This is a genomic window from Chryseobacterium sp. SG20098 (genome assembly GCF_031844745.1).
GTDB classification, from domain to species: domain Bacteria; phylum Bacteroidota; class Bacteroidia; order Flavobacteriales; family Weeksellaceae; genus Chryseobacterium; species Chryseobacterium cucumeris.
In genome coordinates this window covers 2,372,408-2,393,635 of record NZ_CP134622.1, presented here as the reverse complement: position 1 = coordinate 2,393,635, position 21,228 = coordinate 2,372,408, and the positions used below count along the sequence as shown (strand labels likewise).

At 35.9% G+C, this 21,228-nt stretch carries 16 protein-coding genes; 7 read left to right on the top strand and 9 right to left on the bottom strand.

Annotation, left to right across the window (positions count from 1 at the left end):
- Positions 1-311: 311 nt before the first annotated feature.
- Positions 312-1,070 (bottom strand): TIGR03915 family putative DNA repair protein, encoded by a 759-nt coding sequence (locus RHP76_RS10930; RefSeq protein ID WP_311230168.1) that lies wholly within the window; start codon positions 1,068-1,070, stop codon positions 312-314.
- Positions 1,071-1,216: 146 nt separating this feature from the next.
- Positions 1,217-2,476 (bottom strand): putative DNA modification/repair radical SAM protein, encoded by a 1,260-nt coding sequence (locus RHP76_RS10925; protein ID WP_311230167.1) that lies wholly within the window; start codon positions 2,474-2,476, stop codon positions 1,217-1,219.
- Between the two features lie 156 nt (positions 2,477-2,632).
- On the opposite strand from RHP76_RS10925, the gene RHP76_RS10920 reads away from it, so the two are divergent.
- From RHP76_RS10920 to RHP76_RS10910, 3 genes are all read left to right on the top strand, one after another.
- The gene (locus RHP76_RS10920) at positions 2,633-3,961 is read left to right on the top strand and encodes a hydroxymethylglutaryl-CoA reductase, degradative (protein ID WP_311230166.1); all 1,329 of its coding nucleotides are present in this window, start codon (positions 2,633-2,635) and stop codon (positions 3,959-3,961) included.
- 229 nt (positions 3,962-4,190) lie between these two features.
- Complete coding sequence (locus RHP76_RS10915; RefSeq protein ID WP_311230165.1) at positions 4,191-5,198, top strand: hypothetical protein; 1,008 nt, start codon at positions 4,191-4,193, stop codon at positions 5,196-5,198.
- Position 5,199: 1 nt separating this feature from the next.
- Positions 5,200-5,586 carry a DUF423 domain-containing protein gene (locus RHP76_RS10910; RefSeq protein ID WP_216443887.1) on the top strand — a complete coding sequence of 129 codons (387 nt, stop codon included), beginning with the start codon at positions 5,200-5,202 and terminating at the stop codon, positions 5,584-5,586.
- A 221-nt stretch (positions 5,587-5,807) separates the two neighbouring features.
- On the opposite strand, the gene RHP76_RS10905 is transcribed toward RHP76_RS10910, so the two are convergent.
- The 3 genes from RHP76_RS10905 to RHP76_RS10895 are packed head-to-tail and all read right to left on the bottom strand — an operon-like array spanning position 5,808 to position 10,183.
- Positions 5,808-7,211 (bottom strand): TolC family protein, encoded by a 1,404-nt coding sequence (locus RHP76_RS10905; protein ID WP_311230164.1) that lies wholly within the window; start codon positions 7,209-7,211, stop codon positions 5,808-5,810.
- A complete protein-coding gene (locus tag RHP76_RS10900; RefSeq protein ID WP_216443889.1) occupies positions 7,195-8,508 on the bottom strand; it encodes an HlyD family secretion protein in 1,314 nt (437 codons plus the stop codon). Before RHP76_RS10900 ends, RHP76_RS10905 begins: the two co-directional genes overlap by 17 nt.
- 4 nt (positions 8,509-8,512) lie before the next feature.
- A complete protein-coding gene (locus tag RHP76_RS10895; protein WP_277695517.1) occupies positions 8,513-10,183 on the bottom strand; it encodes a peptidase domain-containing ABC transporter in 1,671 nt (556 codons plus the stop codon).
- Between the two features lie 455 nt (positions 10,184-10,638).
- On the opposite strand from RHP76_RS10895, the gene sucC reads away from it, so the two are divergent.
- Positions 10,639-11,829 carry an ADP-forming succinate--CoA ligase subunit beta gene (gene sucC, locus RHP76_RS10890; protein WP_062676270.1) on the top strand — a complete coding sequence of 397 codons (1,191 nt, stop codon included), beginning with the start codon at positions 10,639-10,641 and terminating at the stop codon, positions 11,827-11,829.
- A gap of 381 nt (positions 11,830-12,210) precedes the next feature.
- Complete coding sequence (locus tag RHP76_RS10885) at positions 12,211-14,412, top strand: reprolysin-like metallopeptidase (protein ID WP_311230163.1); 2,202 nt, start codon at positions 12,211-12,213, stop codon at positions 14,410-14,412.
- Positions 14,413-14,467: 55 nt separating this feature from the next.
- On the opposite strand, the gene RHP76_RS10880 is transcribed toward RHP76_RS10885, so the two are convergent.
- Positions 14,468-15,352 carry a mechanosensitive ion channel family protein gene (locus RHP76_RS10880; RefSeq protein WP_062676268.1) on the bottom strand — a complete coding sequence of 295 codons (885 nt, stop codon included), beginning with the start codon at positions 15,350-15,352 and terminating at the stop codon, positions 14,468-14,470.
- Between the two features lie 94 nt (positions 15,353-15,446).
- On the opposite strand from RHP76_RS10880, the gene RHP76_RS10875 reads away from it, so the two are divergent.
- Entirely contained in the window at positions 15,447-16,082 is a 636-nt protein-coding gene (locus RHP76_RS10875; protein WP_277695515.1) for a peroxiredoxin, read from the top strand.
- A 99-nt stretch (positions 16,083-16,181) separates the two neighbouring features.
- Here RHP76_RS10875 and RHP76_RS10870 read toward each other — a convergent pair whose 3' ends face one another.
- From RHP76_RS10870 to RHP76_RS10860, 3 genes are all read right to left on the bottom strand, one after another.
- Entirely contained in the window at positions 16,182-16,772 is a 591-nt protein-coding gene (locus tag RHP76_RS10870; protein WP_047435061.1) for an outer membrane beta-barrel protein, read from the bottom strand.
- A 269-nt stretch (positions 16,773-17,041) separates the two neighbouring features.
- The gene (locus tag RHP76_RS10865) at positions 17,042-17,557 is read right to left on the bottom strand and encodes a hypothetical protein (protein ID WP_311230162.1); all 516 of its coding nucleotides are present in this window, start codon (positions 17,555-17,557) and stop codon (positions 17,042-17,044) included.
- A gap of 102 nt (positions 17,558-17,659) precedes the next feature.
- Positions 17,660-19,945 carry a TonB-dependent siderophore receptor gene (locus tag RHP76_RS10860; protein ID WP_311230161.1) on the bottom strand — a complete coding sequence of 762 codons (2,286 nt, stop codon included), beginning with the start codon at positions 19,943-19,945 and terminating at the stop codon, positions 17,660-17,662.
- Positions 19,946-20,125: 180 nt separating this feature from the next.
- Between RHP76_RS10860 and RHP76_RS10855 the strand changes: the two genes are divergently transcribed.
- Complete coding sequence (locus RHP76_RS10855; protein ID WP_311230259.1) at positions 20,126-21,181, top strand: Gfo/Idh/MocA family oxidoreductase; 1,056 nt, start codon at positions 20,126-20,128, stop codon at positions 21,179-21,181.
- Positions 21,182-21,228 lie beyond the last annotated feature (47 nt).

The following is a 21,228-nucleotide window of genomic DNA, read 5'->3' as shown; positions in this document are numbered from 1 at the left end:
AAATAAAAATGTTGATTTAGTTTTTGATTATATAGGTCACAGATTTACATGGCTTTATGTCATATTTATATATTCCTTTTTTCCCGGGAAGTGTCTTTATTTGCTTAATTTCTGTATGAAAAAGAACACTGATATATTTTCAATGTTAACTATATGTTAACTGGAAAAAGTTATCCACAATATGAGTTTTCAATTAATGTGGATTCTATCTTGCAGTAAAATAATGATTTACATAAAAATTAAAAAATAGAAGCTGGAATTACAGTCTTTTCTTCGCTGAAAAAAAAGTTATCCACAATGTGGGATTTTACTTACCATTTTTCAGTCAGATATTTCCAGTACCTTTTCGGAACATGCTGAATATGCAGTTTCATATTTTTTCTTTCCACAATATTGGTTTTCGTGAAATAACGCTGCCAAAGTAGCTGATAGCTCTTTTCCTCATCATGGAACTTCTGTTGATAATGGTTAAGATCAAGTTTTTCATCAGGATAGAAAAATTCACAATCGTTCAGATTATATAAAAGGCCATAGTTTCTTCGAAGATCGTAGATCATCCATTTCTGATCCTGATATCGGTCTTTAAAATGTTTTCTGATTAAAGGAAGAACATTGAAATCGGGATCTATTTTGGAGAAAAAAACACCATCCTGCATTTTTTCAAAGCGGACAAATGCAGTCATCCTATGCCTTTCCCTGTTTACCGATTTGCAGATTTTTGAAATTTTTAAAACATCAGAATCGGCAAAGTTTTCAAGAATATTAATTTCAGGTTTTTTCACCGACTGCCTTACTGCGGATAAGATGAGGTTTTCCAGATCCGGATCTTCAGATAAAAAAACTTTTAAAAGTTTGTAAACGCCCTGTTTACCAATATTCTGCTCCAGTTTATTCAAAACCCTTTCAGACTTGTCTGGTTGAGTAATTACTTCGTGAATTTCTGCAAAAATGTTTTCCTGATGAAATCTTTCACTGCTTTTGATTTCCACCTCTTGATAACGGTATTCGAAAACTTCAAATACTGCAGTGAAAAGACCATCGAAACTTCCATCGTAGAGTAGGGTTGTCATGTGTTGAATTAAAATTTGCATGTGCTTGTCATTCTGAACGAAATAAAATGAAGTGAAGAATCTAGAGATTCTTCCTTCGTCAGAATGACAGTCGTGCTGTATTATAAATTAGTGTCCATTTATGAAAATATTTGTGTGATTTGTGTTTAAAACAATGTCAATTGTTGTGAAAACTGGTTATGAAACTTTGAAGAACTTCCTCCTATTAACAGCTTCCTGAAATTTTTATCCGTCAAATATTTCAGGTAGGCATTTCCCGCAGTAAAATCAATAAAATATTTTGCCCGGTTCACAGCTGCTCCGAGTTTTTTCAAATGATCAATGGTCAAAATCTGAAAACGTCTTGCACTCACAATTTTCTGAGCTGTTTTCACTCCGATTCCGGGAATTCTTAAAATCATCCGGTATTCGGCAGTCTGGAGATTCACCGGGAACTGATCCAGATTCCGCAATGCCCAGCTTAATTTAGGATCCATTTCCAGATCAAGAAAAGGAACATTCGGATCTAAAATTTCTTCCGCTTTAAAGCCATAAAATCTCATCAGCCAGTCCGACTGATACAGTCGGTTTTCCCGAAGCATTGGAACTTCCGTCGTTAAAGAAGGCAGTCTCTGATCTTCCAAAACCGGAACATATCCGGAATAATACACTCTTTTCAGATTGAAATTTTTATAAAAATGATCGGCAACTTTGATGATCTGCAGGTCGTTTTCATTGGTTGCTCCTACGATCATCTGTGTAGATTGTCCGGCAGGCGCAAACTTGGGAACTTTTTTCAGAATTTTCTTTTCATCCTTATACTGAATAATTCCTTTTTGGATATATCGCATCGGGCTGATCATATCGTGTCTGTTTTTTTCAGGGGCCAGCAATTTTAATCCACTTTCTGTAGGAATTTCAATATTTACGGATAACCGATCTGCATACAACGCGGCTTCCTGCATCAGATCATCACTTGCCCCGGGAATAGATTTCAAATGAATATACCCGTTAAAGTTCTCTTCCAAACGTAGCTTTTTGGCAACTCTTACAAGTCTTTCCATGGTTGTATCTGCATTTTTGAAAATTCCTGAGCTTAGAAATAACCCTTCAATATAATTTCGACGGTAAAAATTGATGGTAAGATCTACCACTTCTTCTACCGTAAAAGCAGCTCTTTTGATATCATTGGAACTTCTGGAAACACAGTAAGCACAATCATAAATACAGTGATTGGTCAATAAGATTTTAAGCAAAGAAACACATCTGCCGTCTTCTGTATAGGTATGACAGATCCCGCTTGCAGAACTATCTCCTAATGCTCCTTTTTTATTTTTTCTTGTACCTCCGCTTGATGAACAGGAAACATCATATTTCGCTGCATCAGCAAGGATTTCCAGCTTTTCTTTAAGACGGTCAAAATTCATATTTAAAATGCTTTGATATATTTTGTATCTGGATTGTAATTTAATTTTGTTCAAATTTAGTTCCAAAATTGATAAAAGTCAATCTTTTTTCATATAAGTTATCAACAAAAAAGAGTCTCAAAATCATTATATTTACGGCTCATTAAAGTTTATATCATGAATCATAAACCAATCGAAGGTTTTTCCAAGCTTCCAAAGCAGGGGAAAATCGAATGGCTCGTAAACGAATATCTTGAAGGAAACCAGGAATATCAAAATATATTAAAACAATACTGGAATGATGATGCAGATCTTCAGAAGCTTCACGAAGAATTTTCTGAAAATACCATCTCCAATTTTTATATGCCGTATGGAATTGCTCCAAACTTTTTAATCGATGGAAAACTGTTGGCGCTTCCAATGGCTGTTGAAGAAAGTTCAGTAGTAGCGGCTGCTTCCAAAGCTGCCAAATTCTGGATCGATAAAGGAGGTTTTAAAACAACGATTATCAATACTGAAAAACTGGGGCATACCCACTTTATTTTTAATGTAGAACCTCACAAATTATTACATTTCTTTAATTTCAGTTTAAAGAAAAAATTATTTGAAGCCACAGAAGATATTACCACGAATATGAGAAAACGCGGCGGAGGTATTTTAAACATCAGCCTGGTGGATAAAACAGCAGAAATGCCGAATTACTACCAGTTGAAAGCAAGCTTTGATACTGTGGATTCAATGGGAGCGAACTTTATCAACTCATGTCTTGAGCAGTTCGGAAAGACTTTGAGACAGGAAGTTGCTACCAGCGAAGATTTTACTCAGGAAGAAAAGAATTCACTACAGATTGTAATGAATATTCTTTCCAACTTTACACCTGACTGTATTGTGAGAGCTGAGGTTTCGTGTAAAATGGAAGATTTAAAAGATGACAGTGGAATTTCTCCGGAAGAATTTGCTTCTAAATTCAAGCAGGCCGTTACCATTGCAGAAATAGAACCTTACCGTGCGACTACTCATAATAAAGGAGTAATGAATGGAGTAGATGCCGTTGTAATCGCTACCGGAAATGATTTCAGAGCTACGGAAGCCTGTGCACATGCTTATGCAGCAAGAGATGGCCAATACAGATCTTTAACACACTGTACAACAGATAACGGAATCTTCAGATTCTGGATTGATCTTCCTATTTCTGTTGGAGTTGTGGGAGGACTTACCAATCTTCACCCTTTGGTAAAATTCTCACTGGCACTTCTTGGGAAACCTTCCGCACAAGAGCTGATGAGCATCATGGCAGTTTCAGGACTTGCACAAAACTTTGGGGCTTTACGCTCTCTGGTGACCACAGGAATCCAGAAAGGACATATGAAGATGCACTTATTGAACATTCTGAATCAATTGGGAGCCACTGAAGAAGAAAAACAGCATTTTGTCACGTATTTTAAAGATAAAACGGTGAGCCACCATGAGGTGATCAACGAGTTTAACAGAATGAGAGGAAACTAATGTTACAGATCATTTTGCCCATAGTATTTCTTCTTTTTGGATTTTTTCTAAAGAAAACAAACCATGAAGGTTTCAGAAGTTCCAAAAAATTCGCCAATATGTTTATCATACTGGGTATTTCTACATTGGTAGCCAAGTTCATTTTAATGTACTTAAAATCAAAATAGTGAAAAGGAATATTGTATTTTTTTTATTGATTTCGGGGTTAAGTTTTTCACAACAGCAAAAAGTGAAAATAAGTAATCTGCAGCCTAAAACTGAAGATACCGTTTTTCCGGTTGTTTCTTATTCTGAAAATCCTCGGGTAGAAAATAAAATCAATACGTTTCTTCAGGTAGATCAGCTGGAATATGTTCCCGGATCTGGCGGAAATCCTTTTAAACTGGCTTCTACAGCCACCAATTCCTATTCAAACTATCTTTATTTTTATAGTTGGGATAAGATTGAAACGCCTAAGAATATTCTGAGTATTGCCATAGATGGTGAAGCTTCGGGCGCTTATCCGGAGGGTTTTCTGATCTGGAAGAATTTTGATCTGAGAACAGGAAACTTTATCAATGCCAAAGATTTATTTCAACCGGGTTCAGTGAAAACTGTTGAGGGAATTATTCAGAAAAGAGTAAAGAAAAGAATTTCTGATTTTCTTGTTACACTGAAAGCTGAGAAAAACCCGGCAGAGGAAACTCAAGATCAGATCGCTATGTATGAAGACTGTTTTACGGAACATACTTTGGACGGTATCCGATATTTCTTTGGGAAAGACAAGCTGACTTTTGTTGCCGGAAGATGTTCCAACCATGCCATGAGAGCTTTGGACGACCTGGGCAGTCATGAAATAGAATTTTCCTACAAAGAGCTGGAAAAATACTGGAGTCCTTATGCGAGAAATTTAATTTCCGGTTCTGAAAAAACAGAGATGACCAGTCTTACTAATAAATTGTATAAGGGGAAGATTGCTGGAAAGTACCCCATTACTGTTTTGATCAATGAGGTATATGATGATGGTTCATTTTCTGCAAAATACTGGTATGATAAAAATAAAAAACTGATTGAGTGGAACGGAAAGATAAAAGGTAATCATATCTCCATCATAGAAAACGATTATTATAGTGAAGAAACCAACCAATGGATTTTCAAAGCCTTGGTGGAAGCAGATTTGCAAGGCAGGAAAATTATAGGAACCTGGCAGGATCATAAAACAAAAAAATATTTAACCCTAGAATTAGAAGAGTTATAAAATGAAAACAATTACTTTAGTTTTTGGAGCAGTTTACGGAATGGTTTCTGTAATCCTTGGTGCATTCGGAGCACACGCTTTAAAGAAAATATTAGCTGTGGAAAGACTGGAAAGTTTTGAAACAGGCGTAAGATATCAGATGTATGCAGCTTTTTTCCTGCTGATCATCGGGTATATCTTAAAATTTGAAACCTCTGCTGAAAAATGGACTTCCATTTTAATGATTGCAGGTACTCTTTTATTCTCAGTAAGCATCTACTTCCTGAGCATGCAGGATTATTGGGGAATGAATCTTAAATTCTTAGGCCCCATCACTCCGCTTGGAGGTCTGATGATGATCTTAAGCTGGGGAATGCTGATCTTATATTTTGTTAAAAACAGAATATAAGAATGAAGATTAACAGAAGAAAAAGGTTAATACGAACATTCAATCTCTTAGATTAACCTATCAGATTCAATCCGTTTGTATTCAGCCGCCCTTTTTTATGTGGGCTGTGACTGGTCTGGTGGGCGGTAATAGTAATATTGACTTATAAAACAATTTCTGGTGTATTTTTAGACCAGAATATCAATAAAAAAGTTCAGGGAGTTTCCTGAACTTTTTTGGTTTTATAAAGAGAAATTTTCATTCATCCATTTAAGTTTATTAAAGCTTTTAAGAAATTTCGCTTTGATGGAAATGAATTTTTCCTGTGCTTCAATCATTTTATTTTCCCTTGAATTGATCAGGAAAAGAGAACTCTCACCGTTCGCATACTTTGTTTCTTCTGCAGTAAGAAGTTGCTGGTAATTCACAAGATTATTTTGTGAAAGGGCTATCTGGGTATGGTAATTTAAAAGTTCGTTTTTATAGGTTTCAATTTTCGTGGTAAGCTCTCTTTTCTTGAATTCAGTATCAAGTTTATTTTGTTCTATTTTAATTTTGGCCATTTGATAACTGGCTTTGGCTTCCCTTTGAAATACCGGTATTTCAAGTTTTAATCCATATTGAAAATTATTGTCAAAAAGAGGAAGGTAATCTGACTGATAATTCTCTTTGTTGAAGAAATTATAAGTAAAATCAAACTTGGGAAGAAAGCTCTGCCATTTCAGCTTCCGTTCACTTTCTAAAATATGATGTTTCTGAGTATAATACTGTACAGACCAATGGTTGGTGGTTTCTTTTGTTTTAATTTCCTGCAGAAGAAATTCAAAATCTGAGTAGGCGGTATGATCTGAAAGATGATCTGCAGGATAAATAAGTTGTGAGATTTCATAAATTTCACGATTATCTTTCCATAAAAATAACTGCAGCTGCTGGGTGTTTTTAACAAAATTTAAATAGGCTTCTTTCTGCTGAAGTTCAAAGCTCTGTAGCTGAGAAGCTGCTTCAACAGTATCGATAGCTGCTCTTTCTCCATATTCAAAAGTTTTCCGGGTGAGCTGCAGACGTTTTTTGCTGACCTCAACCGCTTTGTTTTGCAACTTGTAAATTTCATAACTTTGTACCCATTCCCAATAGGTGTTTTCTGCTTCAAGAAGAAGTTCATTGGTAAGTACAGTCTGTTCAGCTTCCGTCATTTTCGAGGCAAATTTCGCCTGATCCAATGCTGCTCTTCGTTTATCATACAAAAGATTTTTAGCTAAAGGAACAGTAATTCCCATGCTGTAAATACCACCTTTGGTTTCACTGGAGTTGAGTTTTTCACCATCCAGATATTGATATCCTGCTGTAAGATCAATTCCGTACCAGGTAGGAATACCCAGTTCAATATTTTTTTGTCTGTAATATTGTACACCGTCAATGTTCTTTTCGCCCAGTTTTCCTCCTAAAATAGGATCAAAATTTCCTCTTGCTTTAGTAATCTCAGATTGCGCAATTTTGTTTTGCAGTTGATATTTCAATGCCATTGGATGATAATTTTTTACCACCGCCAGAAATTCATTTGCTGAAATCATGAGAGAATCCTGTGCTTTATGATACTGGAAAAAAAGAAAGATCAATATAAAAAGAAGTTTACTTTGTTTTCTCATACTTAGCAGTTTGATCATTTTTTACTTCATAATAATCTGGTGGAAAACCGTTGATATTTCTCCACAGTTCATACCAGATAGGAACATCATTAAGAATGGCAATTCCCTGTACACCTCCTCCCATTTTAATTTTTGGAGGCCATCTTTTTTCCTTTTTATCTTCAATAATCAATGCTTTAAAAAGTCCGTTTGCACTGATATTGCTTTCCACGGCAACCACCTTGCCTGCAAATGTTCCGTAGCTGGAATTGGGCCATCCCGAGAATACAATGGCAGGAAATCCATCAAAAATGCACATCACACGCTGACCTTCTTTCACAAGCGGGAGATCCACAGGTTTTATATAAATCTCAACTGCATAATCTACTGCTGTGGGAACAATTGTCCCAATATTTTCACCATCTTTTAAAACTTCACCAATTCCTGTTTTATTAAGCTGTACAATCTGACCGTCCTGTGAGGCAATAATGAAATATAAGCCCTGTCTTGCTTTGTAATTGGCCACTTGATTTTCGAGCTTGGCAATTTCACCTTCACTGCCCTCAATCTGCCCCATGTTTTGAAAACGGTCTCCTTCTATTTTACTGAGTTTCTCTGTGTAATCCTGAATCACAGAATTCTGTTCAATTCCTATATTGATAATTTCCTGACGGGTTTGAGCCACTTTATTTTCTGATGCTGTTTTTTTGGCAACAGCATTTTGATAAGAAATACTTCTCTGTTGAAACTGGGTAAGAGAAACCAAACCTTCCTCATACATTTTTTTCTGCCGCGCAAACTGGTCTTCTGAAAGCTTAAGTTCATTACTAGCAGCGGTGAGTTCTGCTTCTTCACCGGTAAGTTTATTATTAAGCTGGCTTATTTTTATTTTGAGCTGATTCAGTTTTAAGTTTCTGGCCGAATGTAAGGCTTCAAGCTGGGTTTTCACTGTTCCTGCTTTTGCTTCATAGAAATTTCTTACTCCCTTTTTAGCATTTACCTGTTCCTGTGTTCTCTGTACCAAAAGCGGATCTAAATAATCATCTTTTATTTCGGAAAGCTGCAGTAAAGTATCTCCTTTTTTTACATAATCTCCGTTTTTAACATACCATTTGATGATTTTTCCCGGGATAGGAGAGTGAAGTTGCTGTGGACGCTGTTCCTGATAAAGAGAGGTTACATTTCCTTTCACTTTAATATTCTGTGTCCAAGGGAGAAATAAGGTAATTATACCGCCTATGAAGATAAACAGAAACCATCTTTTTACCCGTGACTTTTTATGAATATGATAGATATTGTCAAACGACTGTAGTTTCATTTTACTAATTGTTTTGAAGTGTTTTTAATGTTCCTCCTTCCAGATGAAAATGCTGATCGGCATATTGTAGCAGTTCTGTATCCTGAGAAACAATAATAATAGTTGTGTTTTCCTTGATTTTCTGGAGATATTTTATCATTTTGTCCTGATATTCTTCACGGATTCCTGCAAAAGGATTTTCCAGAATGATAAGTTTTTTGTTACCGAGGAGAGCACGAAGCAGCAGTATTTTTTTCTTTGAACTGAATGTGATTTCAGGATCAGTTTCACTTACTTCTGTAAAGAATCCGCTGCTGAACATACTTGAAATATTTTCTATACCCATATTTTCAGAAAGCTCAAGAATATCTTCTGTGTGGCTCTGGCTGCTTCCTAATAGGATGTTTTCTTTAACGGTTCCCTGAATGATCTTCATATTTTCCAGATAAAGTCCAACATTATTTCTCCAGTGTTTTTTCTCTATATTTTTTAATGGAATTTTATCAATCAGAATTGCTCCTGAGCTGGGCTCGAAGAATCCTGTGATCATATTAAGCAGAAGGGTTTTTCCCGCTCCCAGTTTTCCTGTTAGAATGTTCAGACTGTTTTCTTTGATTTTGAAATTAAGGTCCGAAAGGATGGGAGTATTATCATTAAATGAAAAGCTTACATTTTTAAATTCAATTTCTGTCCCTTTTTCTTTCTGAGATAATGTGATTTCTCCGTTGGGTTCCTCTTTAAGTTCAGTGATTTTAGAGAGTTTGGCAAAAGAAGCAATCAGATCATAATAACTTTCAAGGCTTACAATAAGCTTTTCTACAGCAGACATGATGCTTAGAACAACAATTTCTGTGGCAATGAATGCTCCGATATTCAGCTTTTGATTAATCAGAAGATAGGTTCCAATGGCCAGCATTGCTAAAGTAATGATGACTTTAAAAGCAATAATTGTTTTATACTGAAAAACGAGTACTTTAAAATGAGCTGTTCTGTGCTTAAGATATTCTATCACTCTTTCATCGGTTCCTTTTAAATGAGAATCATCTTCAGAATGCATTTTAAATGTTTTTACAGAACCGGCGATATCCTCTATCCATGCTGCCGTATCGTATTTTTTGTTGCTCTCTTCAATGCTGGATTTGATTCCGCTTTCCATTGTATATCTGAAAATAATTACAACAGAGAGAATAACCAGACCTCCGAATGCTAAAAACCAAGGATGATAAAAAGAGAGCAAGAGAATCCCAAAAACAATCTGTATTAAAGCAGTAGGAATTTCCAGTAATATTTTTGAAATTCCTTTCTGAAGATTCTGAATATCAAAGAATCGGTTGACAAGTTCCGGAAGGTAGTATTTTCTGGTGTAGGAAAGATCTGCTTTGGGGATTTTGTCTGCTATGGCGATGGAAAATTCTACAAATATTTTCTGCTGTATCTTTTCAATTATCTGGATCACTTTTAATCTGAAATATCCGGCAAGCCAGGTTCCGATTACGACAAAAAATATGAGGATATAAATGGAAGTTGTCATTGTAGCTCCCATCACAAAGCTTACAATAGACTGTATTCCTAAAGGTACGCTCAGCAAGACTAAACCATTCAGAATAGCATAGAAATAAATATTGGTAACATCTTTTTTTTCTTTTGTAATGTAGCGGATGAGCCTTTTTCCCTGTTCATTAGCTGGTATTTCCATTTTTCTTCTTTAGTAAAAGATTAACTGTTTTTTTAAGTTGTGAATTTTCCTTTGAATATCATCTGTTGTCACTGGAAACAGCTTTTGTTTTCCAGGAAATTGATAGGATTTGGTGATCACTTTTTCTGAAATAAGGACTTTACCTGAATTGAATTTCATCTGAAAATTCATGAAATAGGTATGTTTTATTTCCGGGCTTCAAAGATAATAGATGGGATTTGTTAATATTCTTATCTACATTAGAATGACATTAAAATGTCATTAGAATATGATCGTAAGATTTAGTTTTTTTATGATCATTATCATATTATTCATAGATTCACCGCCTTGAATCTGATAAGATCGCATATAAACTTACAGAATGCGTTAAAAGTTCTATAATTTTCTTTTTAACCTTATTCATTTTTAGTAAATTTGTCAACCTTTAAATATTAAAATAAAATAATAAAAATAATATGAATCTTCACGAGTATCAATCAAAAGAGATTTTATCAAAGTATGGAGTAGCTATCCAACGTGGTTTCGTTGCAAACAACGTAGATGAAGCTGTAGCTGCTGCTGAAAAACTAACTGCTGAAACTGGCGCTCAAGGGTGGGTAGTAAAAGCTCAGATCCACGCAGGTGGTCGTGGTAAAGGTGGTGGTGTAAAGTTCTCTCCAAACATGGATAAGCTTAAAGAAAACGCTCAGAACATCATCGGAATGCAGTTGATTACTCCACAAACTTCTGCTGAAGGTAAAAAAGTAAATTCTGTTTTGGTTGCAGAGGATGTATATTATCCAGGTGAGTCAGAAACTAAAGAATTTTATGTTTCTATTCTATTAGACAGAGCTGAAGGTAAAAATACAATCGTATATTCTACTGAAGGTGGTATGGATATTGAGCACGTTGCTGAAGTAACTCCTCATTTGATCCACAAAGAAATCATTGATCCTGCTTTAGGTCTTCAGGGATTCCAGGCTAGAAAAATTGCTTTCAACCTAGGTCTTGAAGGAAATGCTTTCAAAGAATTTGTAAAATTCATCGGTTCTCTTTATAATGCTTACACAGGTATTGATGCATCTCTTTTCGAAATCAACCCTGTATTAAAAACTTCCGATAACAAAATTATCGCTGTAGATGCTAAAGTAACTTTAGATGACAACTCATTGTTCCGTCACAAAGACTTAGCAGAATTGAGAGATACAAGAGAAGAAGATCCAATGGATGTAGAAGCTGGTGAAGCAGGTCTTAACTTCGTAAAACTTGATGGTAACGTTGCTTGTATGGTAAACGGAGCTGGTCTTGCAATGGCGACTATGGATATCATCAAATTATCTGGTGGTAACCCTGCAAACTTCCTTGACGTAGGTGGTACTGCAGATGCTCAGAGAGTACAGACAGCTTTCGGAATCATCTTAAGAGATCCAAACGTAAAAGCTATTTTGATTAACATCTTCGGAGGTATTGTAAGATGTGACAGAGTTGCTCAGGGGGTTGTAGATGCTTACAAAGCTATGGGTAGCCTTCCTGTTCCATTGATCGTAAGATTACAGGGAACTAACGCTGTAGAAGCTAAAAAATTAATTGACGAGTCTGGTCTTCCGGTACACTCTGCAATTACTTTAGAAGAAGCGGCAAACAAAGTAAAAGAAGTTTTAGCGTAACCTAAAATTTTAAATAAAATAAGAAAACCGTTCCATTTTTTGGAGCGGTTTTTTTTGTGTTTATCTATTATAATTCCAGCAATCAATGTAAAAATGAGGAGCTGATAACTGTTTTTGGGGATAACAACTGGAAATTGGGTAGTTTTTAAGCTATTTTTAAATTTATCATAATTAAATGTTATTGTAAAAATAAAAATAGAAAAAGAAAAATGTATTGTGTAATTAAATCAATTTTTGAAAAAAAAGTTTTTTATTCTTAATTGCTTTTATTTTTAATAAATGTTGTATTTATAGGAAGTTATGATACGCAAAAAGGAGGTTCATTTTGTATTGAATTCTATTGCGGAGCATATCAATGTTTAACACAAATAATGAAAATCTATGAAAAACAAAACATTTATTTTTTTCGGTTTGTTGGGTGCAGTATTAACTTTTGGACAACAAAACTATTGGAAAAAGACGGATGGGGAGAAAGAAAAAGAGCTTGCTCCCAGAAATGTAATGCCGAAAACATTTTCCCTGTATAATCTTGACCTTGATAAGATTAAGGAAGAACTGAAAAAAGCTCCCGAACGCTTTTCTGATGACCATAGCCTTGTTCTGAAATTTCCGGATGCTGATGGAGAGTTTCATGATTATATTGTACAGGAAGCTTCAATAATGGAACCTGAGCTTCAGGAAAGATTCTCCGATATCCGTTCTTACACCGGGTGGGAAGAAAATCATCCGGAAAATACAATACGTTTCAGTACCAGTCCGGAAACAGGAATCAGTATAATGTATTTCAATGGATGGAACATCAGCTATCTGGATGCCTATACCAAGGATAATACTTCTTTTATCTATTATAAAAGAGAAGATTTACCGGAAAATCCTACGCCTTTCAGATGCAGCATACAGGAAGATGCCGATCAGCTATTGGGTAATGATCAGCTGTCAGATAATTTTGTTTCCGGCAGGCCTATGGTTTCGGACGGGGTATTCAGAACGTATAAGCTGGCATTGGCAGCTACGGGAGAGTATACCAAATATCACGGCGGAACAATTCATGGTGCAATGGCCGCAATGGCTACCACAATGACAAGAGTAAACGGAGTATATGAAAAAACGATAGCCGTTACCATGGTGATGGTGGCTAATAACCATCTTCTTATTTACAGAAATCCGGCAACTGACCCCTATACCAATGGGGATGAGGATAAGATGCTTAATGAGAATGTAAAAAACATCAATAATGTGATAGGATTTGCACATTACAATATAGGTCATGTTTTTGGAGTCAACAGTGGCGGAGTTGCAGGGTTGAGGGTTATATGTTCTAAATTGAAAGCACAGGGGGGTACAGGTTCCGGTACTCCCATTAATGATCCTTTTGATATAGATTATGTTGCCCATGAAATGGGACATCAGTTTGGAGCCAATCATACCTTCAGGGCTAATACCGTAGCTTGTAAAGGAAATGTAAATAACAGAACAGCGTATGAGCCGGGAAGTGCCAGTACTAATATGGGATATGCAGGAATATGCGGAGGAAATAGTATTCAGCCGCATAGTGATGCTTATTTCCATGCTGCCAGCGTAAAAGAAATGTATTATACTATATCAAGGGATATCGATTGCTCTGCTAAAAGACGAATGGTTAACAGGGTTCCTACTGCTAACACAGGCCTGGATTATTCTATTCCTAAAGGAACTGCATTTGTACTGACAGGTCAGGGAACAGATCCGGATAATGATCCGCTTACCTATTTATGGGAACAATATGACAACAAAAATAACATACAGCCGCCACTTCCTTCTAATGTCCAAGGCCCTGTATACCGATCGAGATTACCAAAAACTGAGAATATGAGATATTTCCCGCATTTGTCAGCTGTTTTATCTAATAACTTAACTCCTATGTGGGAAGTTACTCCTAACGTTGCAAGAACTTTGAATTTTTCACTGCTTGTTAATGATAATAGAGCAACGGGAAATCAAACGGCTCATGATGCTATGGTAGTAACCGTAACGAATGCCGGACCATTTAAAGTAACCTCGCATACAGGAAACTCATATAGTCCGGGTACCCATACCATAAAGTGGAATGTGGCAGGAACGGATACAGGAGCTGTAAACACAAAGTATGTTACCATTCTTCTTTCCAAAGATGGAGGCTATCATTTTGATACTGTTCTTGCAGCCAATGTTCCTAACAATGGCTCTGCTGTAGTTAATTTTCCTAATGAAAATATTGGAACAGCAAGAATTATGGTGAAAGCCGTGGGAAATATTTATTTTGCTGTGAATACAACTAATTTTTCCATAGCGAAAACAGCTTCGCAGGTTAAAAAGGAAATAAAGGCAAATCGTTTTGCTGTTTATCCTAATCCTTCTCATGATGAAGTGAATATCAGACTAGATGATGAAAATAGTGAAGCTCAGTACAGCCTGATGGATAGTTCAGGAAGGATTGTGAAAAAAGGAAATCTGAAAGGTTACGCAAAAATTCAGGTTCATGATTTTGCTGCAGGAACTTATTTTGTAACTGTCAATACAACAAACGGTAAGAAATATACAGAGAAACTTATTATCAATAAATAAAATGAAAACTTCTTTCTGGAAGTGTCATGGTCGGAGGAAAAATTCTTCCGACCTTTTATTTGTCGAGATTTTCCGGCAAGTTAGTCTCGCCATTGGTAATACTGATACTCGTTGGCGTTACCAGCTGAATTTTATCCGTATCAAAGCGTTCTTTAATCCCTAAATAGGCCTGGCTTCTTACCTGCGCAAGATTAGCCCCTACTTTTATCCAGAATTTTACCTGGAGGTTAAATGCACCTTGCTTCAAATCTGTAAAAATCACTTCTACAGTGTCAAGCTTATCCACATTATCAAGGTTTTTAACCACATCAAGAATCCCTTTCTGAGCTTTAGTGATATCTTCATCAGCCGGAATTTCAAAGTTTAAAATAATTCTGCGCTGTGGCGAAGCGGTAATATTGTAAAATGGAGCATTGAATACTACTTGATTGGGTATATAAGCTTTCTTTCCGTCATCGGTAAGAATTTTTGTAGTGAGAAACCCGATTTCCTGTACTGTTCCTGAATGGGTTCCGATCGTAATATAATCTCCTACCTTGTAAGCTTTGTCAATTCCAATAAGCATTCCTGAGAAAATACTGGATACCAGGTCTTTCAGAGCAACCCCGGCAATAACCCCCGCAACTCCTAAGCTTCCGATAAACTTCCAAAGAAAGCCACTGAAACCCATTATTTCAAGAGCAATAAAGGTTCCCATCAGCATGATCAAAAATCTGAATACACTGATTAAGGTGACTAATGAACTCTCTTTGCGACTTTTAGGAAAAAATTTATGGAATAATTTTACCGCTGCCTGGCTTAAATATTTGCTGGTAACCAGGAAAAAGGTAAATACTAAAATTCCAACAATCAGCTTGGGTGTAAGTTCAGCGAAGGTGATATACCAATTTTCCAATACCTTGTAAACAAGATCTACATACCTCAGTCCGGTTTTCTCCATGAATAAAATTTTAATTAAAGATATAAATTTTCATCAAAAAATTTGCCAGTTCCAAAAAGTCTACTAAATTTGTAGACTATAAAGAAAGAACATTATGTCAATCAAACTAGGAGATACAGCGCCCAACTTTCAGGCAGAATCATCAGTAGGCGATATCAATTTTTATAATTATCTGGGAGATTCCTGGGGAATTCTGTTTTCGCATCCTGCAGACTACACACCGGTATGCACAACAGAGTTGGGATATACTGCAAAACTTCAGTCTGAGTTTGATGCCAGAGGTACGAAAGTAATTGCCCTGAGTGTAGATGGGGTAGAAGATCATCAAAATTGGGTTAAAGATATTAATGAAACTCAGAACACCCAAGTTCAGTTTCCTATTATTGCCGATAAAGACAGAAAGGTTTCAGAACTGTATGATTTTATTCATCCTAATGCTTCGGCTACCGCTACAGTACGTTCTCTTCTGATTATTGATCCTTCCAAAAAAGTAAGACTGATTATTACCTATCCGGCCTCTACAGGAAGGAATTTTAACGAGATCCTTAGAGTGCTGGATTCTTTACAGTTGGTAGATAATTATCGTGTAGCCACTCCTGTAAATTGGAAAACCGGAGAAGATGTTATTATACCTCCAACCATTTCTACAGAAGACGCACGAAAAATATTCCCAAAAGGTGTAACGGAAATAAAACCGTATTTGAGATACACTCCACAACCTAATACATGATTTATTTGATTTTTTATAGTTTAGTTTTAATTTGTACGAAAAGCGCCCCGGAAATAAATTTCCGGGGCGCTTTCATTTTTTTTATAAGTATTTCAGTGATTACTTAACGTCGTTGATGATTTGTTTTGCTTTAGACGTTGGAAGATAAATCTGGAAACCTAAACCAAAAGTAATTTTGTTAGTGTATCCACCGCTTCCGAATCCAGCGTTTGCATCATATTTCACTAAACCTTCCAATCCGATGTTTGGAGTGATGAAGTAAGAATATCCAGGTCCGAATCCAAAGTTAAGACCGTTAGAAGAAGAACCCCCTTTAGAGATTGACATCCCTCCAACACCTACGTTACCTTCGAAGAACCATCTTCCGTGGTGTAGTAAGTTGTTTACTCCTTGCTCTCCCGGATTAAGATAATAACGTCCTAATGCTCCTACGTTATAAGTGAAAGTAGTGGGTGCATCTTTAGCTCCTTTGAAACCTAAATCTACATATCCCCCAACTGCGATATTATCTTCAATGAAATAGGCTCCTTTAGGCTGAATTGCAAAGTTGTATCCTGCTCCTTCATTTAAACCAAAATTTGCCCCTACAAGGTTACCCCCTACCATCCAATTACCTTTCTGAATTTGAGCGTTGGCAGTTGCTGTTAAGCCTGCTACGGCTAATATTCCTGTTAAAATAAGTTTTTTCATAATTTATTATTTTAATAATTAAATGTTTATTATTCACGAATTATAGAAAAAACAATAAATGTGCCAGACTCTTAATTTTACGTAATTTTTCTAAATAAACGTTAAGATTACCAGTGAGATATAATTTACTTTTTTAACAGATTAACTGAGGATATCATAATGATAAAGAAAATAAAACAGGCGTTTTGGAATGAAAATGATAAAAACAGATGTTATTTTGTTAATGTTCCAAATTGCTGTTTTTTCTTTTGATCTGCCTTCCTATTATATTAAATAAACAAAAGAATGATGGAAATGATCAAGCCGGCAATCGTAAACTTGATTCCACGTTTGAATGCTTTTGTCTTAGGATTAAACATCCAGAAACTTGAGATGACAAAAAAGAAAAGGGAAACTCCGAAGAATACGCTTAGAGGAGATATAGCATCTTTAGATTGTGATTTGTGAAGAGAAACCATTTTATCCAATACAAAAGGAAGTTCCTTCTTAGTGTATTTGGCTTTTCCGGTGGCACTGTCATAAGTTCCCTGTTTAAAATAAAGAACGCTTCCTTCTGTTTTTTCCACTTCCAGGCCTTTCATCTTCAGTTCTTTTTTCAGTTCTTTCTCTGAAAGATTGGCCGCAATGTTTTTTTCATATTTTTTTTCGCTTTTCAGAAAATCAGTGTCTCTGTACACCAGAAGGATTCCACTTAACGAATATATCGCCATAATTCCGGCAAGGAAATATCCCAGATAACGGTGTGTAATTCTCATGAAACTTCTTGTGTCTTTAATCTTATCCATATCTATTGTTTTGTTTTTGTTTAAAATTTCAAAAGTGGAAACTGCAAAAATGCAATCTCCACTTTTAATGAAAGAATTATTATATAAAGAATTCTAGAAATTCTAGAGTCTGTATGTCAATGTGAAATAGTAATTTCTAGGCGTAATAGGATTCACTGAATAATTCTCGTGAACATTGTAGTTTACAACATCAAACAGGTTGCCCACTTTCCCCTGGATAGAGAATTTTTTCCACTCGTAGCCTACTGAAACGGAAATAGTCGTATAATCTTTCAGGTCAAACATTCTGCTCACGTTATTTCTACTTGTGTTTGTAGATTTTGTATCATTCCATCCGGCAATTCTGTCCCCGATGTAATAAATTCCAGCTCCGATTTTCAATCCTTTTACGTAGTTTGTAAATTTATAGAAAACAGAAGCATTTGCTGTTGTTGCCGGTGTTCTTACCAGTCTTTGGTTTTCAATATATCCTTTTTCAGGAGTGTCGGTATAAACCGAATTGTTATAAGAAAAACCTCCGATTATAGACAAGTTTTCTGTAGGATTTCCTGTAATGTCCAGTTCCACACCACGGCTTCTCATATTTCCTGCAAATTCTTTAAGATTGGTGTCTGTGGAATTTACCGGTGCCCCGTTTGGAGCAGAAGCAAACCAATACGTTTGATAGTAATTATTGTACATAATCTGGTAAGCCGTTAAGTTAACAGCTAAAGCATTGTTCCAGAAATTCTTTTTAATACCGATTTCATATTGATCAACAGTTGATGGCTTTATGCTTTGTTTTGATAAAGTATTTAACTGAGCTTGAACATCTGAAGCAGATTGATTGGTATTTACTGTTCCAAATTGATCTGAAGTATATCCTGCATTGGCTGCAAAAGAATTCGTATAAGTTGCGAATACTGAAAGGTTTTCATTTGGAGCATACACCAAACCTACTTTTGGAGAAAATGCATTGTCAGACGTTGAAGAATTAGCGACTTCAATTTTATCATTTAATGTGAAGCGGGTCGTCAGCGTAGGCATGTTTTCTATATAAGACCATCTTAAACCTGCAATTACTTTTAATTGTTTTGTTAAGCTGATATAATCCTGTGCATAGATCCCTATTCTTCTTGTATTGATTCTATTTCTCGTACTAAGAGTAGAATTAGGCATATCAATACTTCCCCACGTTGACGGATCATCTAAATACAGAAGATTTCTTGGAGCCGCAATAGTATAAGCATAAGCATCTGCCTGGCCGTAATCAGCATCTGCCCCAATTAAAACTTTGTGGCTGATTTTTCCAGTATTGAATTCACCATTGATGTTTACCTGTGCTGAAGTATAATTTTGTTCGTTGTAAGTTCTGCCAAAAGGTCTTTTCCATGACAATCTGTTAGGATCTACAGTGGCATCTTTAGTATCATATATCCATTGTACTCTTTCAGAAGAAAAATAATCTTTCGTATAGTTCTGGTAAGAAGCAATCGCATTTAAAGACCATCTTTCGTTGAACTGATGATTAAAAGTTATATTCGCAGAAGCTTGCTGTACATTTTGATATTGCCAGTCAGTTCCGAAGAAAGTGTTTCTGGAAACAGTATCATTCAATCTATAGCTTTGGTCCTTTTCCGTAATAGAACCAAGCCCGAAATCGGGAGTAAAATTAGTTTTAAGATAATCCGCTTCCACAATCAATTGTGATTTTGGGCTTAAATTGAAAAGGAAGGATGGATTGAAATAATATTTCTCTGATTCTACAACATCTCTGAAACTTTCAGCATGCTCATAGGCTCCGTTTACTCTGAAAGCAATATTTTTAGATAAAGGACCGTAAATATCAACTGTTGGTTTATAAGAATTCCAGCTTCCGCCGTTTAGCCCGATACTTCCACCAAAATTGAATTTAGGCTTTTTTGTAATCATATTGATAACACCACCAGCTGCTGTATTTCCAAAAAGCATGGCATTGGCGCCCTTTAAAACTTCTACTCTTTCCAGACCACTTACTTCAGGGAAAACACCGCTGTTTACTCTTGAACCATTTTTAAAAATATTATCATTTCCTAAAATGAAACCACGTCCACCAAAACTATCCTGAGAATTTCCTCTGGATGAAGTGATGTACAATCCGTTTACATTCTGAAGAACATCACTCAGTTGCTTTGCCTGCTGCTGCTCAATGATTTCGTGGGTAACAATAGCAATGGGCTGGGGAGTTTCCATTATCGTCAGATTCGACTTTGTCGATAATGGTCTTGCCTGGTTAGGATTTCCCGTTTTGTGAAGGTTGATATCCTCAATGGTCTGAGTTCTGATAGTATCTGTTTCAACGTTTTTCAGCTGTGAACTTGCTGAAACAGCGATGAATAGAAGACCTAAAGAAAGTAATTGTCTTTTCATTTTATTTTTATGTAGAACAGTTTTAAATAAGGCGCAAATGTAAGTATTTGTTTAGAATAGATAAAAATAATTTTATGATTTAAATCATATTCTTAGTGTTGATGAGATGGATTATTTCTATAGCCGCTTAGACTAAGGGATAGAAAATTTTTTATGAATATATTTGTTAAAAATTATAATATGCAATTGGTAAAAGCAGGGCTTTGCGCCTTTGGAATGAGTGGGAAAGTATTCCATGCTCCCTTCTTAAAAGAACATCCGGGATTTTTTATGTCTGCTGTGGTGGAAAGAAGTAAGGAAGAATCGAAGGAAAAGTATCCGGAAGCAATCATCTACCGTTCCGTGGAAGAAATGCTTCAGCATGGTGATGTAGAATTGGTGATTATCAATACCCCGGTTCAGACTCATTATGAGTACGCCAAAAAAGCACTGGAAGCAGGAAAAAATATTGTTGTGGAAAAACCCTTTACAGTAAATGTTTCTGAAGCAGAAGAGCTGGTGCAATTAGCAAAAGAAAAAGGATTGTTTTTAAGCGTATATCAAAACAGAAGATTTGACCGCGACTTTCTACAGGTTCAAAAGATTCTTGATGATAAGAAAATAGGTAATATTAAAGAAGCTGAAATTCGTTTTGACAGATTCCGTACAACCGCCAGTGGAAAACAGCATAAAGAAAGTCCTGATCAGGTGGGGGCAGGATCACTTCACGATCTGGGGGCACATCTTGTAGATCAGGCGGTGCAGTATTTTGGATATCCTGAAAAATTGTTTGCAGACGTGTTTTCTATGAAAGGAACTGAGTTCGCTAACGATTATTTTGAAATTCTCTTATTCTATAAAGATAATATGAGGGTAAGACTGAAATCATCTGTTTTCAGTAAAGAAGGACATTATGCTTACACTATTCATGGAGACAAAGGAACTTTCCTGCAGGAAAGAACCGATAATCAGGAAAATGAACTGGTAGCAGGTGCTGTTCCTGAATATGGTAAAGAATGGACACAGCCTCTGAAAGAGCCGGACGGAATTTTAAACTTCCTGAATGATGATTCTGAAACAGAGAGAATTCTTACCTCCAGTGAAGCCGGAAACTACATGAATTATTACCAGCAAATTTATGAACACATCGTTTTTGGATATGCTTTACCATCTCCCGGAAAAGAAGTTATTCAGAATATGAAAATCATAGATACTTCTCTTAAAAGTGCAAAAGAAGAAAGAATAATAGAATTATAAATGATGAGTTATGAATTATGAATGAATTCAAGATTCAAAGTTGATAA